This window comes from Mixta hanseatica, assembly GCF_023517775.1.
GTDB lineage: Bacteria > Pseudomonadota > Gammaproteobacteria > Enterobacterales > Enterobacteriaceae > Mixta > Mixta hanseatica.
The window spans coordinates 3,364,597-3,387,186 of sequence record NZ_CP082904.1; the positions used below are offsets into that span (position 1 = coordinate 3,364,597).

The 22,590-nt window shown below is 52.9% G+C and carries 15 protein-coding genes, 1 tRNA gene, 3 rRNA genes and 1 other annotated feature; of the genes, 8 read left to right on the forward strand and 11 right to left on the reverse strand.

Translation table 11 applies throughout. The annotated features are described in order from the left end of the window. The first annotated feature begins 53 nt into the window (after positions 1-53). Together pssA and K6958_RS16055 are read left to right on the forward strand one after the other, a co-directional pair. The gene (gene pssA, locus K6958_RS16050) at positions 54-1,409 is read left to right on the forward strand and encodes a CDP-diacylglycerol--serine O-phosphatidyltransferase (protein ID WP_249892049.1); all 1,356 of its coding nucleotides are present in this window, start codon (positions 54-56) and stop codon (positions 1,407-1,409) included. Between the two features lie 52 nt (positions 1,410-1,461). Further along, positions 1,462-1,782, forward strand: a complete 321-nt coding sequence (locus K6958_RS16055) for a YfiM family lipoprotein (protein WP_249892050.1) — start codon at positions 1,462-1,464, stop codon at positions 1,780-1,782. 1 nt (position 1,783) lies between these two features. Here K6958_RS16055 and K6958_RS16060 read toward each other — a convergent pair whose 3' ends face one another. The 8 genes from K6958_RS16060 to rluD form a co-directional block, all read right to left on the reverse strand. Then, positions 1,784-3,085 (reverse strand): MFS family transporter, encoded by a 1,302-nt coding sequence (locus K6958_RS16060; RefSeq protein ID WP_249892051.1) that lies wholly within the window; start codon positions 3,083-3,085, stop codon positions 1,784-1,786. A 189-nt stretch (positions 3,086-3,274) separates the two neighbouring features. Continuing rightward, positions 3,275-3,390: ribosomal RNA gene (gene rrf, locus K6958_RS16065) — 5S ribosomal RNA — on the reverse strand. Positions 3,391-3,591: 201 nt separating this feature from the next. Further along, positions 3,592-6,494: ribosomal RNA gene (locus K6958_RS16070) — 23S ribosomal RNA — on the reverse strand. Positions 6,495-6,801: 307 nt separating this feature from the next. Then, a tRNA-Glu gene (locus tag K6958_RS16075) sits at positions 6,802-6,877 on the reverse strand. Between the two features lie 173 nt (positions 6,878-7,050). Next, positions 7,051-8,592 (reverse strand): 16S ribosomal RNA (locus tag K6958_RS16080). Together the 16S, 23S and 5S rRNA genes with 1 tRNA gene alongside form the textbook arrangement of a ribosomal RNA operon. A 439-nt stretch (positions 8,593-9,031) precedes the next feature. After that, positions 9,032-11,605, reverse strand: coding sequence for an ATP-dependent chaperone ClpB (gene clpB, locus K6958_RS16085; protein ID WP_249892052.1), 2,574 nt, complete (start codon positions 11,603-11,605; stop codon positions 9,032-9,034). Between the two features lie 125 nt (positions 11,606-11,730). Continuing rightward, positions 11,731-12,462, reverse strand: coding sequence for a purine nucleoside phosphorylase YfiH (gene yfiH / locus K6958_RS16090; RefSeq protein WP_249892053.1), 732 nt, complete (start codon positions 12,460-12,462; stop codon positions 11,731-11,733). Then, entirely contained in the window at positions 12,459-13,439 is a 981-nt protein-coding gene (gene rluD / locus K6958_RS16095; RefSeq protein WP_249892054.1) for a 23S rRNA pseudouridine(1911/1915/1917) synthase RluD, read from the reverse strand. Before rluD ends, yfiH begins: the two co-directional genes overlap by 4 nt. A 132-nt stretch (positions 13,440-13,571) precedes the next feature. Here rluD and bamD point away from each other — a divergent pair, with 132 nt between their 5' ends. The 5 genes from bamD (at position 13,572) to budC (ending at position 17,300) form a co-directional block, all read left to right on the forward strand. Next, a complete protein-coding gene (gene bamD / locus K6958_RS16100) occupies positions 13,572-14,303 on the forward strand; it encodes an outer membrane protein assembly factor BamD (RefSeq protein WP_249892055.1) in 732 nt (243 codons plus the stop codon). Positions 14,304-14,569: 266 nt separating this feature from the next. Then, positions 14,570-14,905 (forward strand): ribosome-associated translation inhibitor RaiA, encoded by a 336-nt coding sequence (raiA, locus tag K6958_RS16105; protein ID WP_249894713.1) that lies wholly within the window; start codon positions 14,570-14,572, stop codon positions 14,903-14,905. Positions 14,906-15,027: 122 nt separating this feature from the next. After that, positions 15,028-15,153 (forward strand) — a sequence feature (Phe leader region). Further along, positions 15,032-15,076 carry a hypothetical protein gene (locus K6958_RS21340; RefSeq protein ID WP_434085223.1) on the forward strand — a complete coding sequence of 15 codons (45 nt, stop codon included), beginning with the start codon at positions 15,032-15,034 and terminating at the stop codon, positions 15,074-15,076. (Overlaps the previous feature by 45 nt.) A gap of 24 nt (positions 15,154-15,177) precedes the next feature. Then, positions 15,178-16,338 carry a bifunctional chorismate mutase/prephenate dehydratase gene (pheA, locus tag K6958_RS16110; RefSeq protein ID WP_249892056.1) on the forward strand — a complete coding sequence of 387 codons (1,161 nt, stop codon included), beginning with the start codon at positions 15,178-15,180 and terminating at the stop codon, positions 16,336-16,338. A 197-nt stretch (positions 16,339-16,535) separates the two neighbouring features. Beyond that, positions 16,536-17,300, forward strand: coding sequence for a meso-2,3-butanediol dehydrogenase (budC, locus tag K6958_RS16115; RefSeq protein WP_249892057.1), 765 nt, complete (start codon positions 16,536-16,538; stop codon positions 17,298-17,300). Between the two features lie 68 nt (positions 17,301-17,368). Here budC and tyrA read toward each other — a convergent pair whose 3' ends face one another. Together tyrA and K6958_RS16125 are read right to left on the reverse strand one after the other, a co-directional pair. Then, positions 17,369-18,490, reverse strand: coding sequence for a bifunctional chorismate mutase/prephenate dehydrogenase (gene tyrA / locus K6958_RS16120; RefSeq protein ID WP_249892058.1), 1,122 nt, complete (start codon positions 18,488-18,490; stop codon positions 17,369-17,371). A 6-nt stretch (positions 18,491-18,496) separates the two neighbouring features. Continuing rightward, the gene (locus K6958_RS16125; RefSeq protein WP_249892059.1) at positions 18,497-19,576 is read right to left on the reverse strand and encodes a 3-deoxy-7-phosphoheptulonate synthase; all 1,080 of its coding nucleotides are present in this window, start codon (positions 19,574-19,576) and stop codon (positions 18,497-18,499) included. Between the two features lie 350 nt (positions 19,577-19,926). Between K6958_RS16125 and K6958_RS16130 the strand changes: the two genes are divergently transcribed. Continuing rightward, complete coding sequence (locus K6958_RS16130) at positions 19,927-20,478, forward strand: GNAT family N-acetyltransferase (RefSeq protein WP_350355796.1); 552 nt, start codon at positions 19,927-19,929, stop codon at positions 20,476-20,478. 100 nt (positions 20,479-20,578) lie between these two features. Here K6958_RS16130 and K6958_RS16135 read toward each other — a convergent pair whose 3' ends face one another. Then, positions 20,579-22,273 carry a hypothetical protein gene (locus tag K6958_RS16135; protein WP_249892060.1) on the reverse strand — a complete coding sequence of 565 codons (1,695 nt, stop codon included), beginning with the start codon at positions 22,271-22,273 and terminating at the stop codon, positions 20,579-20,581. Positions 22,274-22,590: the final 317 nt, after the last annotated feature.

The following is a 22,590-nucleotide window of genomic DNA, read 5'->3' on the forward strand; positions in this document are numbered from 1 at the left end:
CCATGATTTTATGGCAGAAGACCACTCAATGAATAGAGAAGAAGCGCACTGTGATGTTGTCTAAATTTAAGCGCAATAAACACCAACAACACCTTGCACAGCTGCCCAAACTGTCTCAGTCAGTTGCTGATGTAACTACGCTTTACTCACCATCCGAGTTCCGCGCGACACTGCTGGAGAAAATCGCCAGTGCTACGCAGCGCATCTGCATTGTGGCGCTCTATCTGGAAAATGATGATGCCGGACGCGCCGTTCTGTCCGCGCTTTACGACGCCAGGCGCGCGCGCCCGGAACTGGATATCAGCGTGCTGGTTGACTGGCATCGGGCACAGCGCGGCCGTATTGGTGATGCGAAAGGCGTGACTAACGCTGACTGGTATTGCGATATGGCCAGCCAGCATCCGGATATTGCGATTCCGGTCTACGGTATTCCGGTTAACACTCGTGAAGCGCTGGGCGTGCTGCATCTGAAAGGTTTTATCATCGATGATACGCTGTTCTATAGCGGCGCCAGCATCAATGATGTCTATCTGCATCAACATGATAAATATCGCTACGATCGCTATCAGCTGATTCGTAATCCGCAATTAGCCGATACCATGTTTGAATGGATCGATCGCAACCTGAAAAAAGCGGAAGCGGTCCATCGCCTCGATCATCATGAACGTCCTACCAGCCCGGAAATTAAAAATGAAACGCGCCAGTTCCGTCAGGATCTGCGTGGCTTTGACTATCATTTTACGCCGAATGCCGGCAATGAAGAGCTGGCGGTAACGCCGCTGGTTGGGCTGGGAAAGCGCAGCCTGCTCAATAAGACTATTTATCATCTGATGCCCTGTACGGAGCAGAAACTCACGCTCTGTACTCCCTATTTTAATCTGCCCGCCATTCTGGTACGAAATATCATTTGGCTGCTGCGTCAGGGTAAGGAAGTGGAGATAATCGTCGGCGATAAAACGGCAAATGATTTTTATATTCCCGAAGATCAACCGTTTAAAATTATTGGCGCGCTGCCCTATCTGTATGAGATCAATCTGCGGCGTTTCCTGAGCAGGCTGCAATATTACGTAAGCAACGGTCAGCTGACCGTACGCCTGTGGAAAGACGGTGAAAACAGCTACCACCTGAAAGGCATGTGGGTGGATGAAGAGTGGATGCTGATCACCGGTAATAACCTTAACCCGCGCGCCTGGCGTCTGGATCTGGAAAATGCGGTGTTGATTCATGATCCGTTGCAACAGCTGGCGGAACAGCGCGAACATGAACTGGCGCTGATTCGTCAACATACCAGCGTAGTAAAACACTTCCGCGATCTCGACAGTATTGCCGACTATCCGGTAAAAGTACGTAAGCTAATCAGGCGCCTGCGCCGTATCAGGATCGACCGGCTAATTAGCCGTATCCTGTAAGCGACAGGATGTCATAACGCGCCTTAATGCACCTTTCAGGTCAGGAGCGGCGATGCGAGTAGCAGCGATCTTATTTTGCTTATGCTGTACAGGCTGTAGCCATATGGCGCAGGATAGCTGGACCGGCCAGGATAAGGCCCAGCATTTTATTGGATCGGCGCTGCTCTCTGCCGCAGGCAATGAATATGGGCAGCAGCAAAACTGGTCGCAGCACCGCAGCAACAGTTTTGGTTTGATGTTCGCTTTTAGCCTCGGCGCGGCAAAGGAACTTTATGACAGCCGCCCGGAAGGAAGCGGCTGGAGCTGGAAAGATTTAAGCTGGGATATTGCCGGCGCAGCGGCCGGCTTTGCACTGTGGAATGTGGGCCAGTAGCTTAGAGTTTCATGCCCTGCCCTTTGCGATGCAGCATTAGCGATACCAGCAATGCCAACGCTCCCATTACTGAAACATACCAGAAAAACCAGCTTTCATGTCCAGCCGCTTTAAGTGATAGCGCGACATATTCTGCCGAGCCGCCAAAAATAGCATTCGCTACGGCATAAGAAAGGCCAACGCCTAATGCGCGGACTTCGGGTGGAAACATCTCTGCTTTTACGATGCCGCTGATAGAGGTGTAGAAACTGGTAATCAATAACGCCAGCATCACCAGAACAAATATCAGCCAGCCGCTTTCGCTGTTCTGCAACAACGTCAGGATCGGCACGGTACAAAGCGTGGCGCCGGCGCCAAAAATGAGCATTGAGTTACGCCGCCCAATCCTGTCTGATAATGCGCCCATCAATGGCTGAATGAGCATAAAAATAAACAGCGCCAGCGTCATTAACGCACTGGCGTTTTTAGCATCCATACCGGCGGTATTAACCAGATATTTTTGCATGTAGGTGGTGAAGGTATAGAAGCTTAACGATCCGCCGGCGGTAAAACCTAACACCATTAAAAATGCGCACCGATGTTTCCATAAGCCGCGTAGCCGTCCCGCATCCTGATGCTGTCGGGTTTTATCACTGGTGGTTTCGTTTAGCGAACGTCGCAGAAATAGCGCAACTATCGCCAATACCGCGCCCAAAGCAAAAGGAATACGCCATCCCCAGCTGCGAAGCGCTTCCGGCTCCAGCAAATGTTGTAAAACCACCACAGTAAGCAATGCCAGTAGCTGGCCGCCGATCAAGGTAACATATTGAAATGAGGCATAATATCCTTTACGTCCCTCTACCGCCACTTCGCTCATATAGGTCGCGCTGGTGCCATATTCTCCACCGACCGATAATCCCTGAAACAGACGCGCCAATAGCAGCAGTATTGGTGCCCAGATCCCCAGCGTGGCGTAGCCAGGTAAACAGGCAATCACCAGCGAACCAAAACACATCATACAGACGGAGATTAGCATTGAGGTCTTACGGCCATGACGATCGCCAATCCAGCCAAAAAGCCATCCGCCTATTGGACGCATCAAAAAACCCGCAGCAAAAACGCCAGCGGTTTGAACCAGCTGTGTAGTGGTGTTGCCCGTTGGGAAAAAAATGTGCGCAAAATAAAGGGAGCAAAAGGAGTAAACGTAGAAATCAAACCATTCGACAAGATTACCCGACGATGCGCCGATGATAGCGCGAATGCGGGCTTTGTTTGTCGCCCCTGCGACGTTTTCCTGTTTGCTATTGGTGATCACATCAGCCATATAGTGCCTCACTGTGGTTCCTTGCTGCCTAAAAAGGCCAAAAAGTCAGTAAAGCATTAAAGCATGATGTTAAGAAAATGTTTTGTATTCAGGGAATGGGTTTTGTGAAGTGGCAGGAATTACGGCTTTCCGTAAACCGCAGACACGAAAAAGCCTCAGCTTTCGCTGAGGCTCTGTCGTTTGTTTGATGCCTGGCAGTTCCCTACTCTCGCATGGGGAAGCCCCACACTACCATCGGCGCTACGGCGTTTCACTTCTGAGTTCGGCATGGGGTCAGGTGGGACCACCGCGCTCTTGCCGCCAGGCAAATTCTTTGTGCACGGAACGGCTCTTTTGCGCTGCTACTGCGTTGGCTGCTCTCGCATAACTCAGTTACATACTTCTGTATGCGCCTTCGTTATGTCTCGCTGGCCGCCTGGCTTCAGCACAAAATCTTCCGTTCCCGCAAATATCTATCCGGTGAACAAAGCTGAAAATCTCTCAATCCAAAACGCCTGTGGCGTTGTAAGGTTAAGCCTCACGGGTCATTAGTACCGGTTAGCTCAACGCATCGCTGCGCTTACACACCCGGCCTATCAACGTCGTCGTCTTCAACGTCCCTTCAGGAGACTCAGGGTCTCAGGGAAGACTCATCTCGAGGCAAGTTTCGTGCTTAGATGCTTTCAGCACTTATCTCTTCCGCACTTAGCTACCGGGCAGTGCCATTGGCATGACAACCCGAACACCAGCGGTGCGTTCACTCCGGTCCTCTCGTACTAGGAGCAACCCCTCTCAGTCTTCCAGCGCCCACGGCAGATAGGGACCGAACTGTCTCACGACGTTCTAAACCCAGCTCGCGTACCACTTTAAATGGCGAACAGCCATACCCTTGGGACCTACTTCAGCCCCAGGATGTGATGAGCCGACATCGAGGTGCCAAACACCGCCGTCGATATGAACTCTTGGGCGGTATCAGCCTGTTATCCCCGGAGTACCTTTTATCCGTTGAGCGATGGCCCTTCCATTCAGAACCACCGGATCACTATGACCTGCTTTCGCACCTGCTCGAACCGTCACTCTCGCAGTCAAGCCAGCTTATGCCATTGCACTAACCTCACGATGTCCGACCGTGATTAGCTGACCTTCGTACTCCTCCGTTACACTTTGGGAGGAGACCGCCCCAGTCAAACTACCCACCAGACACTGTCCCCACGCCGGTTCACGGCGCCAGGTTAGAACATCAAACATTAAAGGGTGGTATTTCAAGGATGGCTCCGTGCGAACTGGCGTCCGCACTTCACAGCCTCCCACCTATCCTGCACATCAAGGCTCAATGTTCAGTGTCAAGCTGTAGTAAAGGTTCACGGGGTCTTTCCGTCTTGCCGCGGGTACACTGCATCTTCACAGCGAGTTCAATTTCACTGAGTCTCGGGTGGAGACAGCCTGGCCATCATTACGCCATTCGTGCAGGTCGGAACTTACCCGACAAGGAATTTCGCTACCTTAGGACCGTTATAGTTACGGCCGCCGTTTACCGGGGCTTCGATCAGGAGCTTCTCTTGCGATAACCCCATCAATTAACCTTCCGGCACCGGGCAGGCGTCACACCGTATACGTCCACTTTCGTGTTTGCACAGTGCTGTGTTTTTAATAAACAGTTGCAGCCAGCTGGTATCTTCGACTGGCTTCGGCTCGGGGAGCAAGTCCCTCCACCTACATGCCAGCGTGCCTTCTCCCGAAGTTACGGCACCATTTTGCCTAGTTCCTTCACCCGAGTTCTCTCAAGCGCCTTGGTATTCTCTACCTGACCACCTGTGTCGGTTTGGGGTACGATTCGTTGTTACCTGATGCTTAGAGGCTTTTCCTGGAAGCAGGGCATTTGTTGCTTCAGCACCGTGGTGCCTCGTCGTCACGCCTCAGCCTTGACTTTCCGGATTTGCCTGGAAAGTCAGCCTACACGCTTAAACCGGGACAACCGTCGCCCGGCCAACATAGCCTTCTCCGTCCCCCCTTCGCAGTAACACCGAGTACGGGAATATTAACCCGTTTCCCATCGACTACGCCTTTCGGCCTCGCCTTAGGGGTCGACTCACCCTGCCCCGATTAACGTTGGACAGGAACCCTTGGTCTTCCGGCGAGCGGGCTTTTCACCCGCTTTATCGTTACTTATGTCAGCATTCGCACTTCTGATACCTCCAGCATGCCTCACAGCACACCTTCGACGGCTTACAGAACGCTCCCCTACCCAACAACACACAGTGTCGCTGCCGCAGCTTCGGTGCATGGTTTAGCCCCGTTACATCTTCCGCGCAGGCCGACTCGACCAGTGAGCTATTACGCTTTCTTTAAATGATGGCTGCTTCTAAGCCAACATCCTGGCTGTCTGGGCCTTCCCACATCGTTTCCCACTTAACCATGACTTTGGGACCTTAGCTGGCGGTCTGGGTTGTTTCCCTCTTCACGACGGACGTTAGCACCCGCCGTGTGTCTCCCGTGATAACATTCTCCGGTATTCGCAGTTTGCATCGGGTTGGTAAGCCGGGATGGCCCCCTAGCCGAAACAGTGCTCTACCCCCGGAGATGAATTCACGAGGCGCTACCTAAATAGCTTTCGGGGAGAACCAGCTATCTCCCGGTTTGATTGGCCTTTCACCCCCAGCCACAGGTCATCCGCTAATTTTTCAACATTAGTCGGTTCGGTCCTCCAGTTAGTGTTACCCAACCTTCAACCTGCCCATGGCTAGATCACCGGGTTTCGGGTCTATACCCTGCAACTTAGCGCCCGGTTAAGACTCGGTTTCCCTGCGGCTCCCCTATACGGTTAACCTTGCTACAGAATATAAGTCGCTGACCCATTATACAAAAGGTACGCAGTCACCCCATAAAGAGGCTCCCACTGCTTGTACGTACACGGTTTCAGGTTCTTTTTCACTCCCCTCGCCGGGGTTCTTTTCGCCTTTCCCTCACGGTACTGGTTCACTATCGGTCAGTCAGGAGTATTTAGCCTTGGAGGATGGTCCCCCCATATTCAGACAGGATACCACGTGTCCCGCCCTACTCATCGAGCTCACAGCACATGCATCTTCGTGTACGGGACTGTCACCCTGTACCGTGCGCCTTTCCAGACGCTTCCACTGACACACATGCTGATTCAGGCTCTGGGCTGTTCCCCGTTCGCTCGCCGCTACTCAGGGAATCTCGGTTGATTTCTTTTCCTCGGGGTACTTAGATGTTTCAGTTCCCCCGGTTCGCCTCATGCCACTATGTATTCATGACATGATAGTGCAACGGATTGCACTGGGTTTCCCCATTCGGGTATCGCCGGTTGATAGCGGTTCATATCACCTTACCGGCGCTTATCGCAGATTAGCACGCCCTTCATCGCCTCTGACTGCCAGGGCATCCACCGTGTACGCTTATTCGCTTAACCTCACAACCCACAGACGTCTCGTGACGGCTGCGCATCACGTCAGCTTCGTTGTGCAGTGCTCGCCATGCTCATGGACAATAAGTCCACTCCGCCTGCTGCGCGCTGTACGCCTTGCTGTCGTTTTGCTCGCTCGTCCCGGTGTACTGATTCGGGATGTAAGTATTGAGAGAATCGTGAACAACATAACGTTGTTCCGTTTTCAATTTTCAGCTTGTTTCCGGATTGTTAAAGAGCAATATCTTAAAGCCGACTTCTCAGTCAGTTTTAAGATATTTTGGCAGGTGACTTTCACTCACAGACCAGCAAGTGGCGTCCCCTAGGGGATTCGAACCCCTGTTACCGCCGTGAAAGGGCGGTGTCCTGGGCCTCTAGACGAAGGGGACACGAAATTTGCTGTGCGAATCACCGATTCGCTAATTTCGTGTAAGGGCGAGATTTTCTTAAGAAAATCGAGCGACAATATCTTTTGTCACTGTACCCCCTACGCGTAAACGCCTTGCTCGTTACTTCTATCAGACAATCTGTGTGAGCACTTCACGGGCGGGATTCAGCATGGTAAGGAGGTGATCCAACCGCAGGTTCCCCTACGGTTACCTTGTTACGACTTCACCCCAGTCATGAATCACAAAGTGGTAAGCGCCCTCCCGAAGGTTAAGCTACCTACTTCTTTTGCAACCCACTCCCATGGTGTGACGGGCGGTGTGTACAAGGCCCGGGAACGTATTCACCGTGGCATTCTGATCCACGATTACTAGCGATTCCGACTTCACGGAGTCGAGTTGCAGACTCCGATCCGGACTACGACGCACTTTATGAGGTCCGCTTGCTCTCGCGAGGTCGCTTCTCTTTGTATGCGCCATTGTAGCACGTGTGTAGCCCTGGCCGTAAGGGCCATGATGACTTGACGTCATCCCCACCTTCCTCCGGTTTATCACCGGCAGTCTCCTTTGAGTTCCCGGCCGAACCGCTGGCAACAAAGGATAAGGGTTGCGCTCGTTGCGGGACTTAACCCAACATTTCACAACACGAGCTGACGACAGCCATGCAGCACCTGTCTCACGGTTCCCGAAGGCACTTCCGCATCTCTGCAGAATTCCGTGGATGTCAAGGCCAGGTAAGGTTCTTCGCGTTGCATCGAATTAAACCACATGCTCCACCGCTTGTGCGGGCCCCCGTCAATTCATTTGAGTTTTAACCTTGCGGCCGTACTCCCCAGGCGGTCGACTTAACGCGTTAGCTCCGGAAGCCACGAGTCAAGCTCACAGCCTCCAAGTCGACATCGTTTACGGCGTGGACTACCAGGGTATCTAATCCTGTTTGCTCCCCACGCTTTCGCACCTGAGCGTCAGTCTTCGTCCAGGGGGCCGCCTTCGCCACCGGTATTCCTCCAGATCTCTACGCATTTCACCGCTACACCTGGAATTCTACCCCCCTCTACGAGACTCTAGCCTGCCAGTTTCGAATGCAGTTCCCGGGTTGAGCCCGGGGATTTCACATCCGACTTGACAGACCGCCTGCGTGCGCTTTACGCCCAGTAATTCCGATTAACGCTTGCACCCTCCGTATTACCGCGGCTGCTGGCACGGAGTTAGCCGGTGCTTCTTCTGCGGGTAACGTCAATGAATAAGGTTATTAACCTCACTCCCTTCCTCCCCGCTGAAAGTACTTTACAACCCGAAGGCCTTCTTCATACACGCGGCATGGCTGCATCAGGCTTGCGCCCATTGTGCAATATTCCCCACTGCTGCCTCCCGTAGGAGTCTGGACCGTGTCTCAGTTCCAGTGTGGCTGGTCATCCTCTCAGACCAGCTAGGGATCGTCGCCTAGGTGAGCCGTTACCCCACCTACTAGCTAATCCCATCTGGGTTCATCCGATGGTGTGAGGCCCGAAGGTCCCCCACTTTGGTCTTGCGACGTTATGCGGTATTAGCCACCGTTTCCAGTGGTTATCCCCCTCCATCGGGCAGATCCCCAGACATTACTCACCCGTCCGCCACTCGTCAGCAGAGCAGCAAGCTGCTCTCTGTTACCGTTCGACTTGCATGTGTTAGGCCTGCCGCCAGCGTTCAATCTGAGCCATGATCAAACTCTTCAATTAAAAGTCTGATGCTCGAGAAAAACGTCGTAATGAATTACGTGTTCACTCTGAGACTTGATACTGCAATTATTTTTGCGATATCCCTTCCGTGAGTGCCCACACAGATTGTCTGATAAATTGTTAAAGAGCGGTGCGACCGGCGTTTCGTGCCGTTGTCGCGAGGTGGCGTATATTACGCTTTCCTCTTTCAGAGTCAACCCCTTTTTTTTCAGAAGTTTTTCTCCGGCGATTCAGACTTCGCTGAACCGCTCAACACTGCGTGGCGTAAGCCGTTGTGCCGTGTCGATGGAGGCGCATTATAGGGAGTTCTCGGCGCCTGACAAGCGCTAATTGCAAAAAAAACTCCAACCGTTCACATTTCAGGCACGCCGCTTATAAACCGTGCAATTTCGCTCACAATATAAGTAAAAATGGGCCTTTCGGCCCATTTTTCGTCATTTTATTGATACGCGACGATCATACCATCCTTCACATCTATCTCTATTGCTTTGCCCGGCAGCAGATTTCCTGACAAAATTTGCTGCGCCAGCGGGTTTTCTACCTGCTGCTGAATCGCGCGTTTTAACGGACGAGCCCCATATACCGGGTCATAACCGTTCTGCCCCAGCAGTTTCAATGCCTCTTCTGACATATTCACCGTAAAACCGCGCTCTTCCAGACGTTTGTACAGCCGCTGCAGCTGGATATTAGCAATCGAGGCGATATGTTTTTCACCCAGAGGATGGAATACAACGACTTCATCGATACGGTTGATGAACTCCGGACGGAAGTGATGGCTTACTACCGACATCACCACATCCTTCATCGCGCTATAGTCCAGCTCGCCAAAGCGTTCCTGAATCAGATCGGAACCCAGGTTAGACGTCATGATCACCACGGTATTGCGGAAATCAACGGTACGTCCCTGCCCATCCGTCAGTCGTCCATCATCTAATACCTGCAACAGGATATTGAAGACATCAGGATGCGCCTTCTCTACCTCATCCAGCAGAATGACCGAATAAGGACGACGCCGAACGGCCTCGGTGAGGTAACCGCCTTCTTCATAGCCAACGTAGCCCGGAGGCGCGCCCACCAACCGCGACACCGAATGTTTCTCCATAAACTCTGACATGTCGATACGCACCATCGCGTCGTCACTGTCGAACAGGAAGTTAGCCAATGCCTTGCACAGCTCGGTTTTACCTACCCCGGTCGGACCAAGGAACAGGAACGAACCAATCGGACGGTTCGGATCGGATAAGCCCGCGCGGCTACGGCGTATCGCATTGGAAACCGCTTCTACCGCTTCATTCTGGCCGATAACGCGCTGATGCAGCTCTTGCTCCATACGCAGCAGTTTTTCACGTTCGCCTTCCATCATCCGGGCCACCGGGATGCCGGTCCAACGCGCCAGTACATCGGCGATCTCAACGTCGGTCACGCGGTTACGCAGCAGGCGCATGGTTTTCCCTTCCGCCTGTGTGGCCGCCGTTAGCTGTTTTTCCAACTCTGGGATCTTGCCATACTGCAGCTCAGACATACGGCCGAGATCGCCGGAGCGACGCGCCTGCTCCAGGGCGATTTTCGCCTGTTCCAGCTCCGCTTTAATGTTCTGAGTGCCAGAGAGCGAGGCTTTTTCTGCCTTCCACTCTTCTTCCAGCTCGGCATATTCGCGCTCTTTCTGATTCAGCTCATCCTCCAGCATCTCAAGACGCTTCAGGCTGGCCTCATCCGACTCTTTCTTCAGCGCCTGCTGTTCCAGCTTCAGCTGAATAACGCGGCGCTCCAGGCGATCCAGCGCTTCCGGTTTAGAGTCGATTTGTAAACGGATACTGGAAGCGGCTTCATCAATCAGGTCGATCGCTTTATCGGGCAGTTGACGATCGGCAATATAACGATGCGACAGCGTAGCCGCGGCAACAATAGCCGGATCGGTGATTTGTACGTGGTGATGCAGCTCATAGCGCTCTTTCAGGCCACGCAGAATCGCGATGGTATCTTCAACGCTGGGTTGAGCAACGAACACTTTCTGGAAACGACGCTCCAGCGCGGCATCCTTTTCAATATACTGCCGATACTCATCAAGAGTAGTTGCGCCAACGCAGTGCAGCTCGCCGCGCGCCAGAGCAGGCTTCAGCATATTACCTGCATCCATCGCGCCATCGGCTTTCCCTGCGCCGACCATGGTATGCAGTTCATCAATAAACAGAATGACGTTGCCTTCCTGTTTAGAGAGATCGTTCAGCACCCCTTTAAGACGCTCTTCAAACTCACCGCGATATTTAGCGCCAGCCACCAGCGCCCCCATATCCAGCGCCAGCACCCGACGGCCTTTCAGCCCTTCCGGCACCTCGCCGTTGACGATGCGCTGCGCCAGCCCTTCAACGATAGCTGTTTTACCGACGCCGGGTTCCCCGATCAGCACCGGGTTGTTTTTGGTGCGACGTTGCAATACCTGAATAGTACGACGGATCTCTTCATCACGGCCGATAACCGGATCAAGCTTGCCCTGTTCCGCACGCTCGGTAAGATCGATGGTGTATTTTTTCAATGCCTGGCGCTGGTCTTCAGCCCCTTGATCGTTCACGCCCTCTCCCCCACGCATTTGCTCAATAGCTTTCGTTAGCTTATCGTTTGTCGCGCCGGATGATTTTAATAAATCCGCCAGCGAGCCGCGCGAATCAAGCGCAGCCAGAACAAATAATTCAGATGAAATAAAGTTGTCGCCGCGCTTCTGCGCCAGCTTGTCGCACAGGTTAAGTACCCGCACCAGATCGGCAGAAGGCTGGACGTCGCCGTCAGTCCCTTCAACCTGCGGCAGACGGCTGATAGCCTGCTCTACACCGTTACGTAATCCGCCAACATCTACGCCGGCCGCCGTCAGTAAAGGACGCACAGTGCCGCCTTCTTGATTGAGCAGAGCGCTCATCAAGTGAAGAGGTTCGATGAATTGGTTATCGCGCCCAAGGGCGAGGGATTGAGCATCGGCGAGCGCAAGCTGGAATTTGTTAGTAAGACGATCCAGACGCATGATTCCTCCCAATACAGGTCAAAATGCTACTGGAGATGAAATGAGGCCTGGCCTCAGATTTTCAAGGTCTTTGACCTGTATTATGGTGAAAAAAAGCGCACCCTGGATCGTCTTGTGGCGTAAGGTTATATCAGCCAGATCAAACTTGCCATACGCCCGGTAGTACCGCTGCGTCGCCAGGAGAAAAAATGAGCGGAATCATGCCAGGTACAGCGTCCGCCCCCACTAATAGAGCTTACGCCCTGAGCAATCAAGCGCTGACGCGCCAGTAGCCACAGATCGGCATAAAATTTATCGCCAGCAGCACGGAAAGCCTCATCCGCGGCCGGATCGTGAGCCATAAAGGCGCTTCTGACCTCGGGACCGACTTCAAAAGCGTCTGGCCCTATTGCCGGCCCCATCCAGACATGAATTTCCTGCGGCGGCGCGGAAAACTGGGCGAGCGTATTTTCCAGTACGCCGGCGCAAAGCCCGCGCCAGCCCGCATGGGCCGCCGCGACTTCTTTACCATCGAAAGAACAGAAAAGAACCGGCAGGCAATCGGCCGTCATGACGGCGCAAACAGCCCCGGTTTGATTGCTCCAGACCGCATCCGCGCGACGCGTAGCGGCTTCCCGGCCATCAAGACGAACCACCTCCGTGCCGTGAACCTGCTCCAGCCACCAGGGCATGGCGGGCAAGCCGGCCATCTCGACCAGACGCTGTCGGTTAGCCTGCACCGCCGCGGGCCGATCGCCGACATGATCGCCCAGGTTCAGCGAATCCCAGGGGGCCTCGCTGACGCCACCGGCACGCGTTGTACTGCAGGCGCGTACTCTTGCCGGCGCCGGCCAGTCAGGAACAATCAGATTGCTCATAGCCAGTCCAGCTGATCTTTAAAGGCTTCAGTATCGGCTTTCAGGGCATCAATCAGATCGACCATATCCTGCGGAAGTGGCGCATGCCATTCCATCTCAATGCCGGTAACCGGATGATAGAGGCGTAGCATAGTGGCGTGTAGCGCCTGGCGATCAAAGCCGCGTAACGTTGCAATAAAGGCTTCAGAAGCGCCTTTTGGCGGTCGTGGACGGCCGCCATACAGCGGATCGCCCACTAGCGGATGGTTGATATGCGACATATGCACGCGGATCTGGTGGGTACGGCCGGTTTCCAGACGCAGACGCAGACGCGTATGCGCGCGGAAATGCTCCATCACCCGATAGTGCGTCACGGCATGTTTCCCCATTGGGTGCACCGCCATATGCGTACGCTTGGTTGAGTGACGGCTGATAGGCTCATCAACAATGCCGCCCGCGGTCATATTGCCAATGGCGACCGCCTCATATTCACGGGTAATTTCACGCAGCTGCAGTGACTCGACCAGATGCGTTTGCGCAGGAACGGTTTTCGCTACCACCATCAGGCCAGTGGTATCTTTATCCAGGCGGTGGACGATGCCCGCACGCGGCACGTCAGAGATGGCCGGATAATGATGTAACAGCGCATTCAGTACGGTGCCGTCCGGATTACCTGCTCCCGGATGCACGACCAGATCGCGCGGCTTGTTGATCACCAGAATATGTTCATCTTCGTAGACGATATCCAACGGGATATCCTGCGCTTCCCAGCGCGCTTCTTCTTCAATTTCCGCCTCGATTGCCACGGCTTCGCCGCCCAATACTTTTTCCTTCGGCGTGTCAACGATGTTACCGTTGACGCTCACACGACGATCGAGAATCCACTCTTTTATGCGCGAACGCGAATAATCAGGGAACAATTCCGCCAAAGACTGATCTAAGCGTTGTCCGAGTTGCGATTCGGAGACCGTTGCGGTGAGTTTTACTTGTTGTGCCATAAACAGCTTCTTCGTTAACGTTGGGTTTTCACGGCGATGCCGTTTAATATAATGTGCTATCGTACCTGGTCACTATCGGGAGCTTAATGGACAGCTTCCGCAATAACACACTCTGAGGATAATCAAATCGTCATGACGCGTATGAAATATCTGGTGGCTGCAGCCACGTTGAGCCTGGCTCTTGCGGGTTGTTCAAGCTCTAAGGATCAAGTGCCTGACAGTCCGCCTTCTGAGCTTTATGCAACGGCTCAGCAAAAACTGCAGGACGGTAACTTTAAAGGCGCAATAACGCAACTGGAAGCGCTGGATAACCGCTATCCATTTGGCCCTTACGCCCAACAAGTTCAGCTGGATCTGATCTACGCTTACTACAAAAACGCCGATCTGCCGATGGCTCAGGCCGCCATCGATCGCTTTATGCGCCTGAACCCGACACATCCGAACATTGATTATGTTCTATATATGAAGGGCCTGACGGATATGGCGTTAGACGATTCCGCTCTGCAAGGCTTCTTCGGAATCGATCGCTCCGATCGCGATCCCGAGCATGCGCGCGCCGCCTTCCGTGACTTTTCTCAGCTGTTACGTAACTGGCCGAGCAGCCAGTATGCCACCGATGCGCGCAAGCGCCTGGTCTATCTGAAAGACCGCCTGGCAAAATATGAGCTTTCCGTGGCGCAATTCTACACGAAACGCGAAGCCTATGTCGCGGTAGTCAATCGCGTTGAGCAAATGCTGAAGGATTACCCGGACACCCAGGCAACGCGCACTGCGCTGCCGCTGATGGAAAACGCCTATCGTAAGCTGCAGTTGAATGCGCAGGCGGATAAAGTGGCGAAGATTATCGCTGCTAATCAGGCCTGATTAGATACACAGCAAAAAAGCAGCCTGCAGGCTGCTTTTTTGTTGATAAAAACAGCAGATTTTACTTTCCGCTCTGCTGTTAACTCATTAAGTCTGCCCTGCCGCAGCGTGTTCCACAAGGGGTTTCAGCACATTTACCGTGTCCCCTCACAGATTTCATTTCCTTGACAAAAAGTGACTTCTTAATGTGATTGCCATCACAAAATTAACCCCTCTGCACGGTATGCTACACTTACTAAGACGGCAATGACAGAGAGGTAAACATGATGATTGTGAACATTACCAGCAAACAAATGGAAATCACCCCGGCTATCCGCCAGCATGTCGAAGACCGTCTCTCCAAGCTTGAAAAGTGGCAGACTCACCTAATCAACCCGCATATCGTTCTTTCAAGAGAACCTAAAGAATATGTTGCCGATGCAACGATCAATACTCCTAATGGCCCGCTGGTCGCCAGCGCTGCCCATGAGGATATGTATGCGGCTATCAATGAGCTCATCAGTAAACTGGAGCGCCAGCTGAATAAAGTTCAGCATAAAGGCGAAGCGCGCCGCGCTAACGCCAGCGTGAAAGGTTTAACGCCCGTCGATGATGAAGTATAAACGCCAGTGCGCCCCCGAGTGCACGGGGCGTCATTGATTGCATAACGCGCCTGCGGGCGCGTTTTTTATTGACAGTGGCAAAACGCTACGGTTACTTTAACAGCATCCACAACAGCAGGTTATATGATGAAATCTTCGTTTTTCTTCGCTTTCTTTTTTACCTTCCCCTGATTCGGGAGGCGTTTCGTCGCAGAAAAAGAAAGCGAAGACGAACAATAAAGCCTCCCGCCACGGGGGGCTTTTTTTATTATGGACATCTGACAGGTAAAGCTATGAAATCGGAAAATCCGCTGTTGGCCCTGCGCGATAAAATCAGCGCCATTGATGAAAAATTGCTGAATTTGCTTGCTGAACGGCGCGCGTTGGCCATCGACGTGGCGAAAGCCAAGATGGCTACGCATCGGCCGGTGCGTGATATCGACCGCGAGCGCGATTTGCTGGAGCGATTAATTACGCTGGGTAAAAGCCACCAGCTGGATGCTCATTTTATTACGCGCCTGTTTCAACTGATTATTGAAGATTCTGTGCTTACCCAGCAGGCGCTGCTGCAAAAGCACCTGAACCAAACCAACCAACAATCCGCTCGCATCGCATTCCTGGGACCGAAAGGCTCCTACTCCCATCTGGCAGCGCGTAAGTACGGCGCGCGTCATTTTGAAAACGTGATTGAAAGCGGCTGCCAAAAGTTTCAGGACATTATTCAGGAAGTGGAAAGCGGCCAGGCGGATTACGCCGTATTGCCGATTGAGAATACCAGTTCTGGCTCCATCAATGAGGTTTACGATCTCCTGCAGCAAACCAGCCTGTCGATCGTTGGCGAGATGACGGTGCCTATCGATCACTGCGTTCTGGTTACCGGCTCGACGGATTTACAGCAAATCGAAACCGTTTACAGTCATCCTCAGCCTTTTCAGCAGTGCAGCCAGTTTATTAATCGTTTCCCTCACTGGAAAATCGAATACACCGAAAGCACCGCGGCAGCGATGGAAAAAGTAGCAGCGTTGAATTCGCCTAAAGCGGCCGCATTAGGCAGCGAGGCGGGCGGCGAGCTTTATCATCTGCAGGTTCTGGAGCGCCATCTGGCGAATCAGCAACAAAACATCACCCGCTTTATTGTTCTGGCGCGTAAGCCGGTTGACGTTTCTGAACAGGTGCCAGCTAAAACCACCCTGATTATGGCTACCGGCCAGCAATCCGGCGCGCTGGTGGAAGCACTGCTGGTGTTGCGCCAGCACAACCTGATCATGAGCAAGCTGGAATCGCGGCCTATTAACGGCAATCCGTGGGAAGAGATGTTCTATCTGGATGTGCAGGGCAATCTGCGCACCAATGAGATGCAACAGGCGCTCCAGGAGCTACGCGCCATCACCCGCTCATTAAAAGTGTTGGGCTGCTATCCCGGCGAGAATATCGTGCCGGTCGATCCGCAATAAAAGGTGGTGCCAGCCCGGCGGGGCTGGCACCCCGCTCCGCCAGCGTTCATTAACAATTTCTAAAGATTAATACTGATTTTAAAACAGTAAGTTATGCACGTTTCTGCGCTTTACGGCTGCCGTCTGCCGCTGTTATGCCAGGCTTAATAAGCTGCTAATCATTGGGATTAGCGAGTTGGCATCAACAAGGAGGCGCAATGGAACGTTTCAGTAATAAAGTTGTGGTAGTGACTGGCGCAGGCTCAGGTATTGGCGCAGCAAGCGCGCAACGTTTTGCCGAGGAAGGAGCCAGCGTGGTGCTGATAGGGCGTACCCGGGAAAAACTGAATAATACCTTTGCCACGCTGAAGGCAGGGGATCATCTGGTTGTCGTTGCCGACGTATCGAAACGGGAAGAGGTCGAAGCCCTGATGGAACAGGTACGCGATCACTATGGTCATGCGGATGTACTGGTTAATAATGCCGGTGTGACTACCTCAGGAAAAATTCATCAGGCCAGCGATGAAGACTGGACAAAAGTTATGTCTACTGACCTGAATGGCGTTTTCTACTGTACTCGCGCCTTTATGCCGATGCTGCTGGAAAGCGGCGGCAACGTTATCAATATTTCTTCCGTTTCCGGCCTGGGCGGCGACTGGGGAATGAGTATTTATAACGCCGCTAAAGGCGCCATTACTAACTTCACCCGCGCGCTGGCGATGGATTATGGTAAAGATGGCGTGCGGGTTAATGCTATTTGCCCCGGCCTGACCATTACGGATATGACCGAAGATATGCAAAGCAACGCCCAGCTGATGGCGAAGTTTAACGAGCGTATTGCACTTGGCCGTCCGGGCGAAGCAAAAGAGCTTGCTGCCGCCATCGCGTTCCTGGCCAGCGACGATGCCCGCTATATTACCGGCGTTAACCTGCCGGTGGATGGTGGTATCACCGCGTCCAATGGACAACCGCCGCAGGCATAAAACAAAAAAGCCCGTATTCATACGGGCTTTTTTGTTTTATGCCTTTAACCGGCTTTCAACCCCTGCAATTAAATCCGATTATCATTGGCTGAACGCAGCAGCGAACGGCTCTCCAGCATAAAGCGCGGCGCATAATCCCCGAACCATTGCTCGACTTTACGGAAGCTATCAATAAAGCCCTGCTTATTGCTTTGCTCCAGCAGAGCAATCGCTTCACCGAAACGTTGATAGTAACGCTTAATCAACGCCAGATTACTTTCAGAAGACATGATGATATCGGCGTAAAGCTGCGGATCCTGAGCAAACAGGCGTCCCACCATCGCCAATTCCAGCCGGTAGATGGGCGAAGAGAGCGCCAGCAACTGCTCAAGCTGTACATTTTCTTCAGCCAGATGTAAGCCGTAAGCAAAAGTGGCGAAGTGGCGCAGCGCCTGAATAAAGGCCATGTTTTGATCGTGTTCTTCGGCGCTGATGCGATGTAACCGCGCGCCCCATACCTGAATTTGCTCAAGGAACCACTGATAAGCTTCCGGCTGACGTCCGTCACACCACACCACCACCTGCTTCGCCAGGCTACCGCTATCCGGGCCAAACATAGGATGCAGTCCTAATACCGGCCCTGAATGCGCGGCCAGCATCGCCTGCAGCGGACGATTTTTTACCGAGGCGATATCGACCAGGATGCAGTCTTCCGGTAACGGCGGCAGCTGAGCAATCACCTGTTCTGTCAGATGGATAGGGACGCTAACGATCACCATACCCGCATCCTGCAGCAGTAACGGCGCCTGCTCCCACTCTTCCTTATCAAGAATTTTTACCTGATAACCGGAAAGCGTCAGCATCTTCTCAAACAGCTGGCCCATGCGCCCTTTGCCGCCGACGATAACCACCGGACGCAGCTCAGGACAGAGCGTTTTGAAGCCCTTATCATTTTCGCTGGAATAGGATTCCCGCATGACGCGACGTAACACGTCCTCAATTAAGTCAGGCGGCACGCCAAGCGCTTCCGCCTCTTTACGCCGTGAAGCCAGCATGGTTGCTTCACGCTCAGGCACATAGATCGGCAAGCCGTAACGGCTTTTCACTTCTCCGACTTCAGCCACCAACTGCAGCCGTTTAGCCAGCAAATCGAGCAGAGCCTTATCTACCTCATCAATTTGATCGCGCAGCGCGTTCAGTTCAGCCACCATCTTGTTTTAACTCTCCTGTGACAAACGCGCCGCCAGAACGCCGCTGAGATCCTGATGGATGCTTTGTAACAGCTGCGCGGTAGTTTCCCAACTAATACAGGCATCGGTCACCGATACCCCGTAACGCATTTCGCTACGCGGCTGCTCAGAAGACTGGCTACCTTCATGAATATGGCTTTCCAGCATCAGGCCAATAATAGAACGGTTGCCGTCTCTGATTTGCATAACGGCAGATTCAGCAACGCCAGGCTGGCGGCGATAGTCTTTATTTGAATTACCATGGCTGCAATCTATCATCAGCGCCGGCCGTAGTCCCGCTTTCAGCATCTCGTTTTCGCACTGTTCAACGTCTGCCGGGCTGTAATTAGGGGTTTTACCGCCGCGCAGAATAACGTGCCCATCCGGATTGCCCTGCGTTTGCAGCAGGCAGACTTGTCCGGCCTGATTAATCCCCACAAAACGGTGCGGCATAGCAGCGGCGCGCATGGCATTAATGGCAGTGCCCAGGCTACCGTCAGTGCCATTCTTAAAGCCTACCGGCATCGAAAGGCCAGAAGCCATCTCACGATGGGTTTGTGATTCAGTGGTACGCGCGCCGATAGCCGACCAGCTGAACAGATCGCCGAGGTATTGCGGGCTATTGGGATCCAGCGCTTCAGTGGCTAACGGCAGCCCCATTTCAACCAGATTCACCAGCAGCTGACGAGCAATGTGCAGCCCCGCCTCCACATCGAAAGAGTTATCCATATAAGGATCGTTGATTAGCCCTTTCCAGCCAACGGTAGTACGAGGTTTTTCAAAATAGACGCGCATGACGATATACAGCTGATCCTTCAGCTGTTCAGAAAGATCTTTTAGCTGACGGGCATAGGCGAGCGCGGCTTCAGGATCGTGCACAGAACAAGGGCCGCACACCACCAACAGCCGATGATCCCGACCGGCAATAATCCTGGAAATAGTTTGTCGCGCCTCGGCTACCTGCGCCTCAAGCTGCGCATTGAGCGGAAACTTTTGCTTAAGCTGTTCCGGGGTGATCAAAATCTGTTCTTCAGTAATATGAACATTATTCAGCGCATCTTTCTGCATGTCGGCAATCCTCATTCTGGCCTTTTCGTCATTGCGGCAAGCAAATAATGTAACACAGGTAATACAGCACATCATCCATGTGTACATATTTTTTACCATATAAAAATTACCACGGCTAAAATTAATTTTAAGTGCATGATTTAAATATTAATAATAAATAAAAGCATTCCCAGGGAAGCCAAAGAATACGTACAGTTATATTTACACTAAGCATCTAGCCACGCTAAAAAAACGTTAAGCCGATCCGCGCTATCAGAGCGAAATTAAGTAACAATGGTTCTTTAACAACCATTTATCACTATCTGGTTTTGCAATGGCTGCAGTGTAAAACGCTTAGCTTAAATGGAGACATGATGGATATTTATTTGCGCCCGATGCTGTCTACCGATGCCGTGGACTATGCTACGGCGATTAATGAGTCGCTCTCTTCGCTACAACCATGGATGTCCTGGGCGCATGAAAATTATCAGCCAGAAGAAGCAATTGAATGGTTTCGCCTGATCGATCGCCAACGGGAAAAAGGCGAAGCGAATGAAATGGGTATTTTCGCCGCCAGCGATCATCGTTTTCTGGGCGCCGCTGGGATCCGTTATGGAAAAACGTCAGAAGAAAACAGCGCGATAGGTTACTGGGTACGTCAGAAAGAACAGCGCAAAGGCGTTGCTCATCAGGCGGTCATGCAGCTGGCCAGAGCAGGTTTCCGGCGTCCTGAAATTAACATTATTGAGATTTTAGCGGCTGAAGATAACCATGCCAGCCGCGCTGTCGCGCTGAGCTGCGGTGCACGGTTAATCGGCCTGCGCTATGGTCTGATTGTAATGGATAAGGGACCGGTGACCGCTGCGATCTATCATCTGCGTCGTGAGGATTTCGTTTCCGGGCATCCTGCGGTTACGTTATAGGGTCATCCCTGACCGGGCGCGAACCGGTTTCTGAGCGGTCGCTATCCTGTTTATTTGCTCAGGCAAAGCAAGCTTTGATTTAAAGCTGCTCGTCTGGTCATCATTGATTTTTTAACGGCCATTCACCTGACGCTTCAGCAACTTTTTGCTGTACCTGGATCGCGCTTAACTCCTCGGGGGAACTTGCTCTGCTAATCGCTGATTGAAAGCTTGCCTGGCTGCTGGCGCTTCCTGGACGTGCAACAAAAGCGCTGTCGAGGCTTTGCTGCGAGGCGTTATCGGCACGGGAGGAGGAAGCAGCCGCCTGTGATGAGGAGCCAGCCGCCTGGGTAAGCGGACGCAGAGGAATGTCAGTGGTCTGGTCGGCAGGCGCGTTATTATTGCCTGCCGCCGATGTTCCGTCCTGTCGTGCCGGCCCTGCGGCAACCGTATTGCCAGTATTGCCTGTCGCTGCCGCATTACCCGTATTGGCTGTCGCCGCTGTATTACCAGCATTGCCTGTCGCCGCCGCATTGCCTCCTGCATTATCACGGTGCCTGCCACTATTGATGTCCAGCGTAGGATGGTTATCAAAGAAGCTGTCTATCGCCTGATCGTTGGTGGCGACAGGCTTACCGGCAATGGTTCCTGCCACGCCCTGCCCGGCATAAGCGGCGGCGGCCCCAAAAAGGTTAACCAGCTGCTCGACTGCCTGCTGCGCGTTAATATTGCCCGTCTCTTTCTCCATTGCATGACGGGTCATATTGCGCAGACTATTCACGCCCGCCAGACCAGCGCCAAGCGCCATCGTTTCGGCAACCATATTGCCTGACAAAATATTCATGCCGCCTTTGGTCAGCTGACGAGGAGAAACCAAACCCTGCGCAGCGTCCGCTAACCGTTTTGCGCCGCCCTTTACTACCTGATCCATAGGCTTGGTATCATCAAGCTGCTTAAAACGCTCTTTCCAGTCGGTACGCCCCAGCAGAAACTCCGGGCCATGCAGATTATTGGCTTTATTCTGCACGAAGCCGCTCAGGGCGCCTGCCGCCACGGTCAGTGGCGTACTGGTTGCCGTATTAGCCGCATAGCGCTGCGACTCCGACAGCCCCGCTACGCTGGTCGCTACCGTGCCGGTAATGACGTTGCGCGCGTTATAACCAGTTCCACCCAGAATGGCCAGCTTCATATTGTGGCCCAGCCCTTCGCGACGTTTGACGGTTTCCTGCATCGCTGGCTCCAGTTTATCCATATCGGCATCCATCCATTTAGCGTCATGCTGGGCATTGGCCGAAACTTTATCCCAGAACGATTTCATCACCATCGCCGTGCCTCCGCCGATGGCGCCGTTAACCGCTTCTGCGCTCAGCGTCCCTTCGGGAAAACCAAAGTAGTTGTTAGCGACTTTTGCCAGCGCTTCTGATGGAAAAGAGGAAGTGGCGAAGGCCACCGCTCCCAGGGCGCTCAGGGCCGCATCGGTAGCTGCATCAAGGTTCTTTCCCTTCGTCAATACGCTGCGGGCGCTGTGCTGGTCATAGCCCATCTCATGCAGTCCGGTGGCGCGTGAATTCCTCAGTTCTTCCATGCCCTCGCCGGCGGTGAAATATTCTTTCATCAGATTTTGTAAATCTTTGATGTTCTTCTGGCGCTGCGCATCGACGCCCCCTGTCGCTGCTGTATTACCTGCCTGGCCTGCGCCGCTGGCGCTATGGCTGCGCGCACCTTGCGTTTGGCTGCTGCCCGCGGCATCGGCCTGATTATTGATGGGACGGGAAAAGTTTGGCGCTGTGGGTTGACGCTGAATGCCGTTAGTCATGTTCGATAGACTCCAGAGTTAAGTCAGCAATAATCAGGCGCGATAAGATCACCGCCACGCACGATTGCTGCATGTTGTTAGTTAAAACTCGTGTCTAATCTGGTGAAAATAACATCAGTACAACTTATACACGATTCCCTGTGTGTAGGTTGTGGGCATCAGAGGTTCCGCCGTTTATGACATTTTTTATACAATTGTGGACTGGCGCAGCGAAGTGACAATGTCAGCTAAACAGGCTGATATTTAAACATAAAAAAGGGGTTAGCCTGATGCTAACCCCTTTATTGCTATTAACTTTAAGATGTCGCTTACGCGAG

What these genes read in the sequence shown, in the direction of transcription:
- pssA (WP_249892049.1), top strand. Translation starts at nt 54, where the DNA reads ATGTTGTCTAAATTTAAGCGCAATAAACACCAACAACACCTTGCACAG.
- K6958_RS16055 (WP_249892050.1), top strand. Translation starts at nt 1,462, where the DNA reads ATGCGAGTAGCAGCGATCTTATTTTGCTTATGCTGTACAGGCTGTAGC.
- K6958_RS16060 (WP_249892051.1), bottom strand. Translation starts at nt 3,085, where the DNA reads ATGGCTGATGTGATCACCAATAGCAAACAGGAAAACGTCGCAGGGGCG.
- clpB (WP_249892052.1), bottom strand. Translation starts at nt 11,605, where the DNA reads ATGCGTCTGGATCGTCTTACTAACAAATTCCAGCTTGCGCTCGCCGAT.
- yfiH (WP_249892053.1), bottom strand. Translation starts at nt 12,462, where the DNA reads ATGAGCAATCTGATTGTTCCTGACTGGCCGGCGCCGGCAAGAGTACGC.
- rluD (WP_249892054.1), bottom strand. Translation starts at nt 13,439, where the DNA reads ATGGCACAACAAGTAAAACTCACCGCAACGGTCTCCGAATCGCAACTC.
- bamD (WP_249892055.1), top strand. Translation starts at nt 13,572, where the DNA reads ATGACGCGTATGAAATATCTGGTGGCTGCAGCCACGTTGAGCCTGGCT.
- raiA (WP_249894713.1), top strand. Translation starts at nt 14,570, where the DNA reads ATGATTGTGAACATTACCAGCAAACAAATGGAAATCACCCCGGCTATC.
- pheA (WP_249892056.1), top strand. Translation starts at nt 15,178, where the DNA reads ATGAAATCGGAAAATCCGCTGTTGGCCCTGCGCGATAAAATCAGCGCC.
- budC (WP_249892057.1), top strand. Translation starts at nt 16,536, where the DNA reads ATGGAACGTTTCAGTAATAAAGTTGTGGTAGTGACTGGCGCAGGCTCA.
- tyrA (WP_249892058.1), bottom strand. Translation starts at nt 18,490, where the DNA reads ATGGTGGCTGAACTGAACGCGCTGCGCGATCAAATTGATGAGGTAGAT.
- K6958_RS16125 (WP_249892059.1), bottom strand. Translation starts at nt 19,576, where the DNA reads ATGCAGAAAGATGCGCTGAATAATGTTCATATTACTGAAGAACAGATT.
- K6958_RS16130 (WP_350355796.1), top strand. Translation starts at nt 19,927, where the DNA reads ATGATGGATATTTATTTGCGCCCGATGCTGTCTACCGATGCCGTGGAC.
- K6958_RS16135 (WP_249892060.1), bottom strand. Translation starts at nt 22,273, where the DNA reads ATGACTAACGGCATTCAGCGTCAACCCACAGCGCCAAACTTTTCCCGT.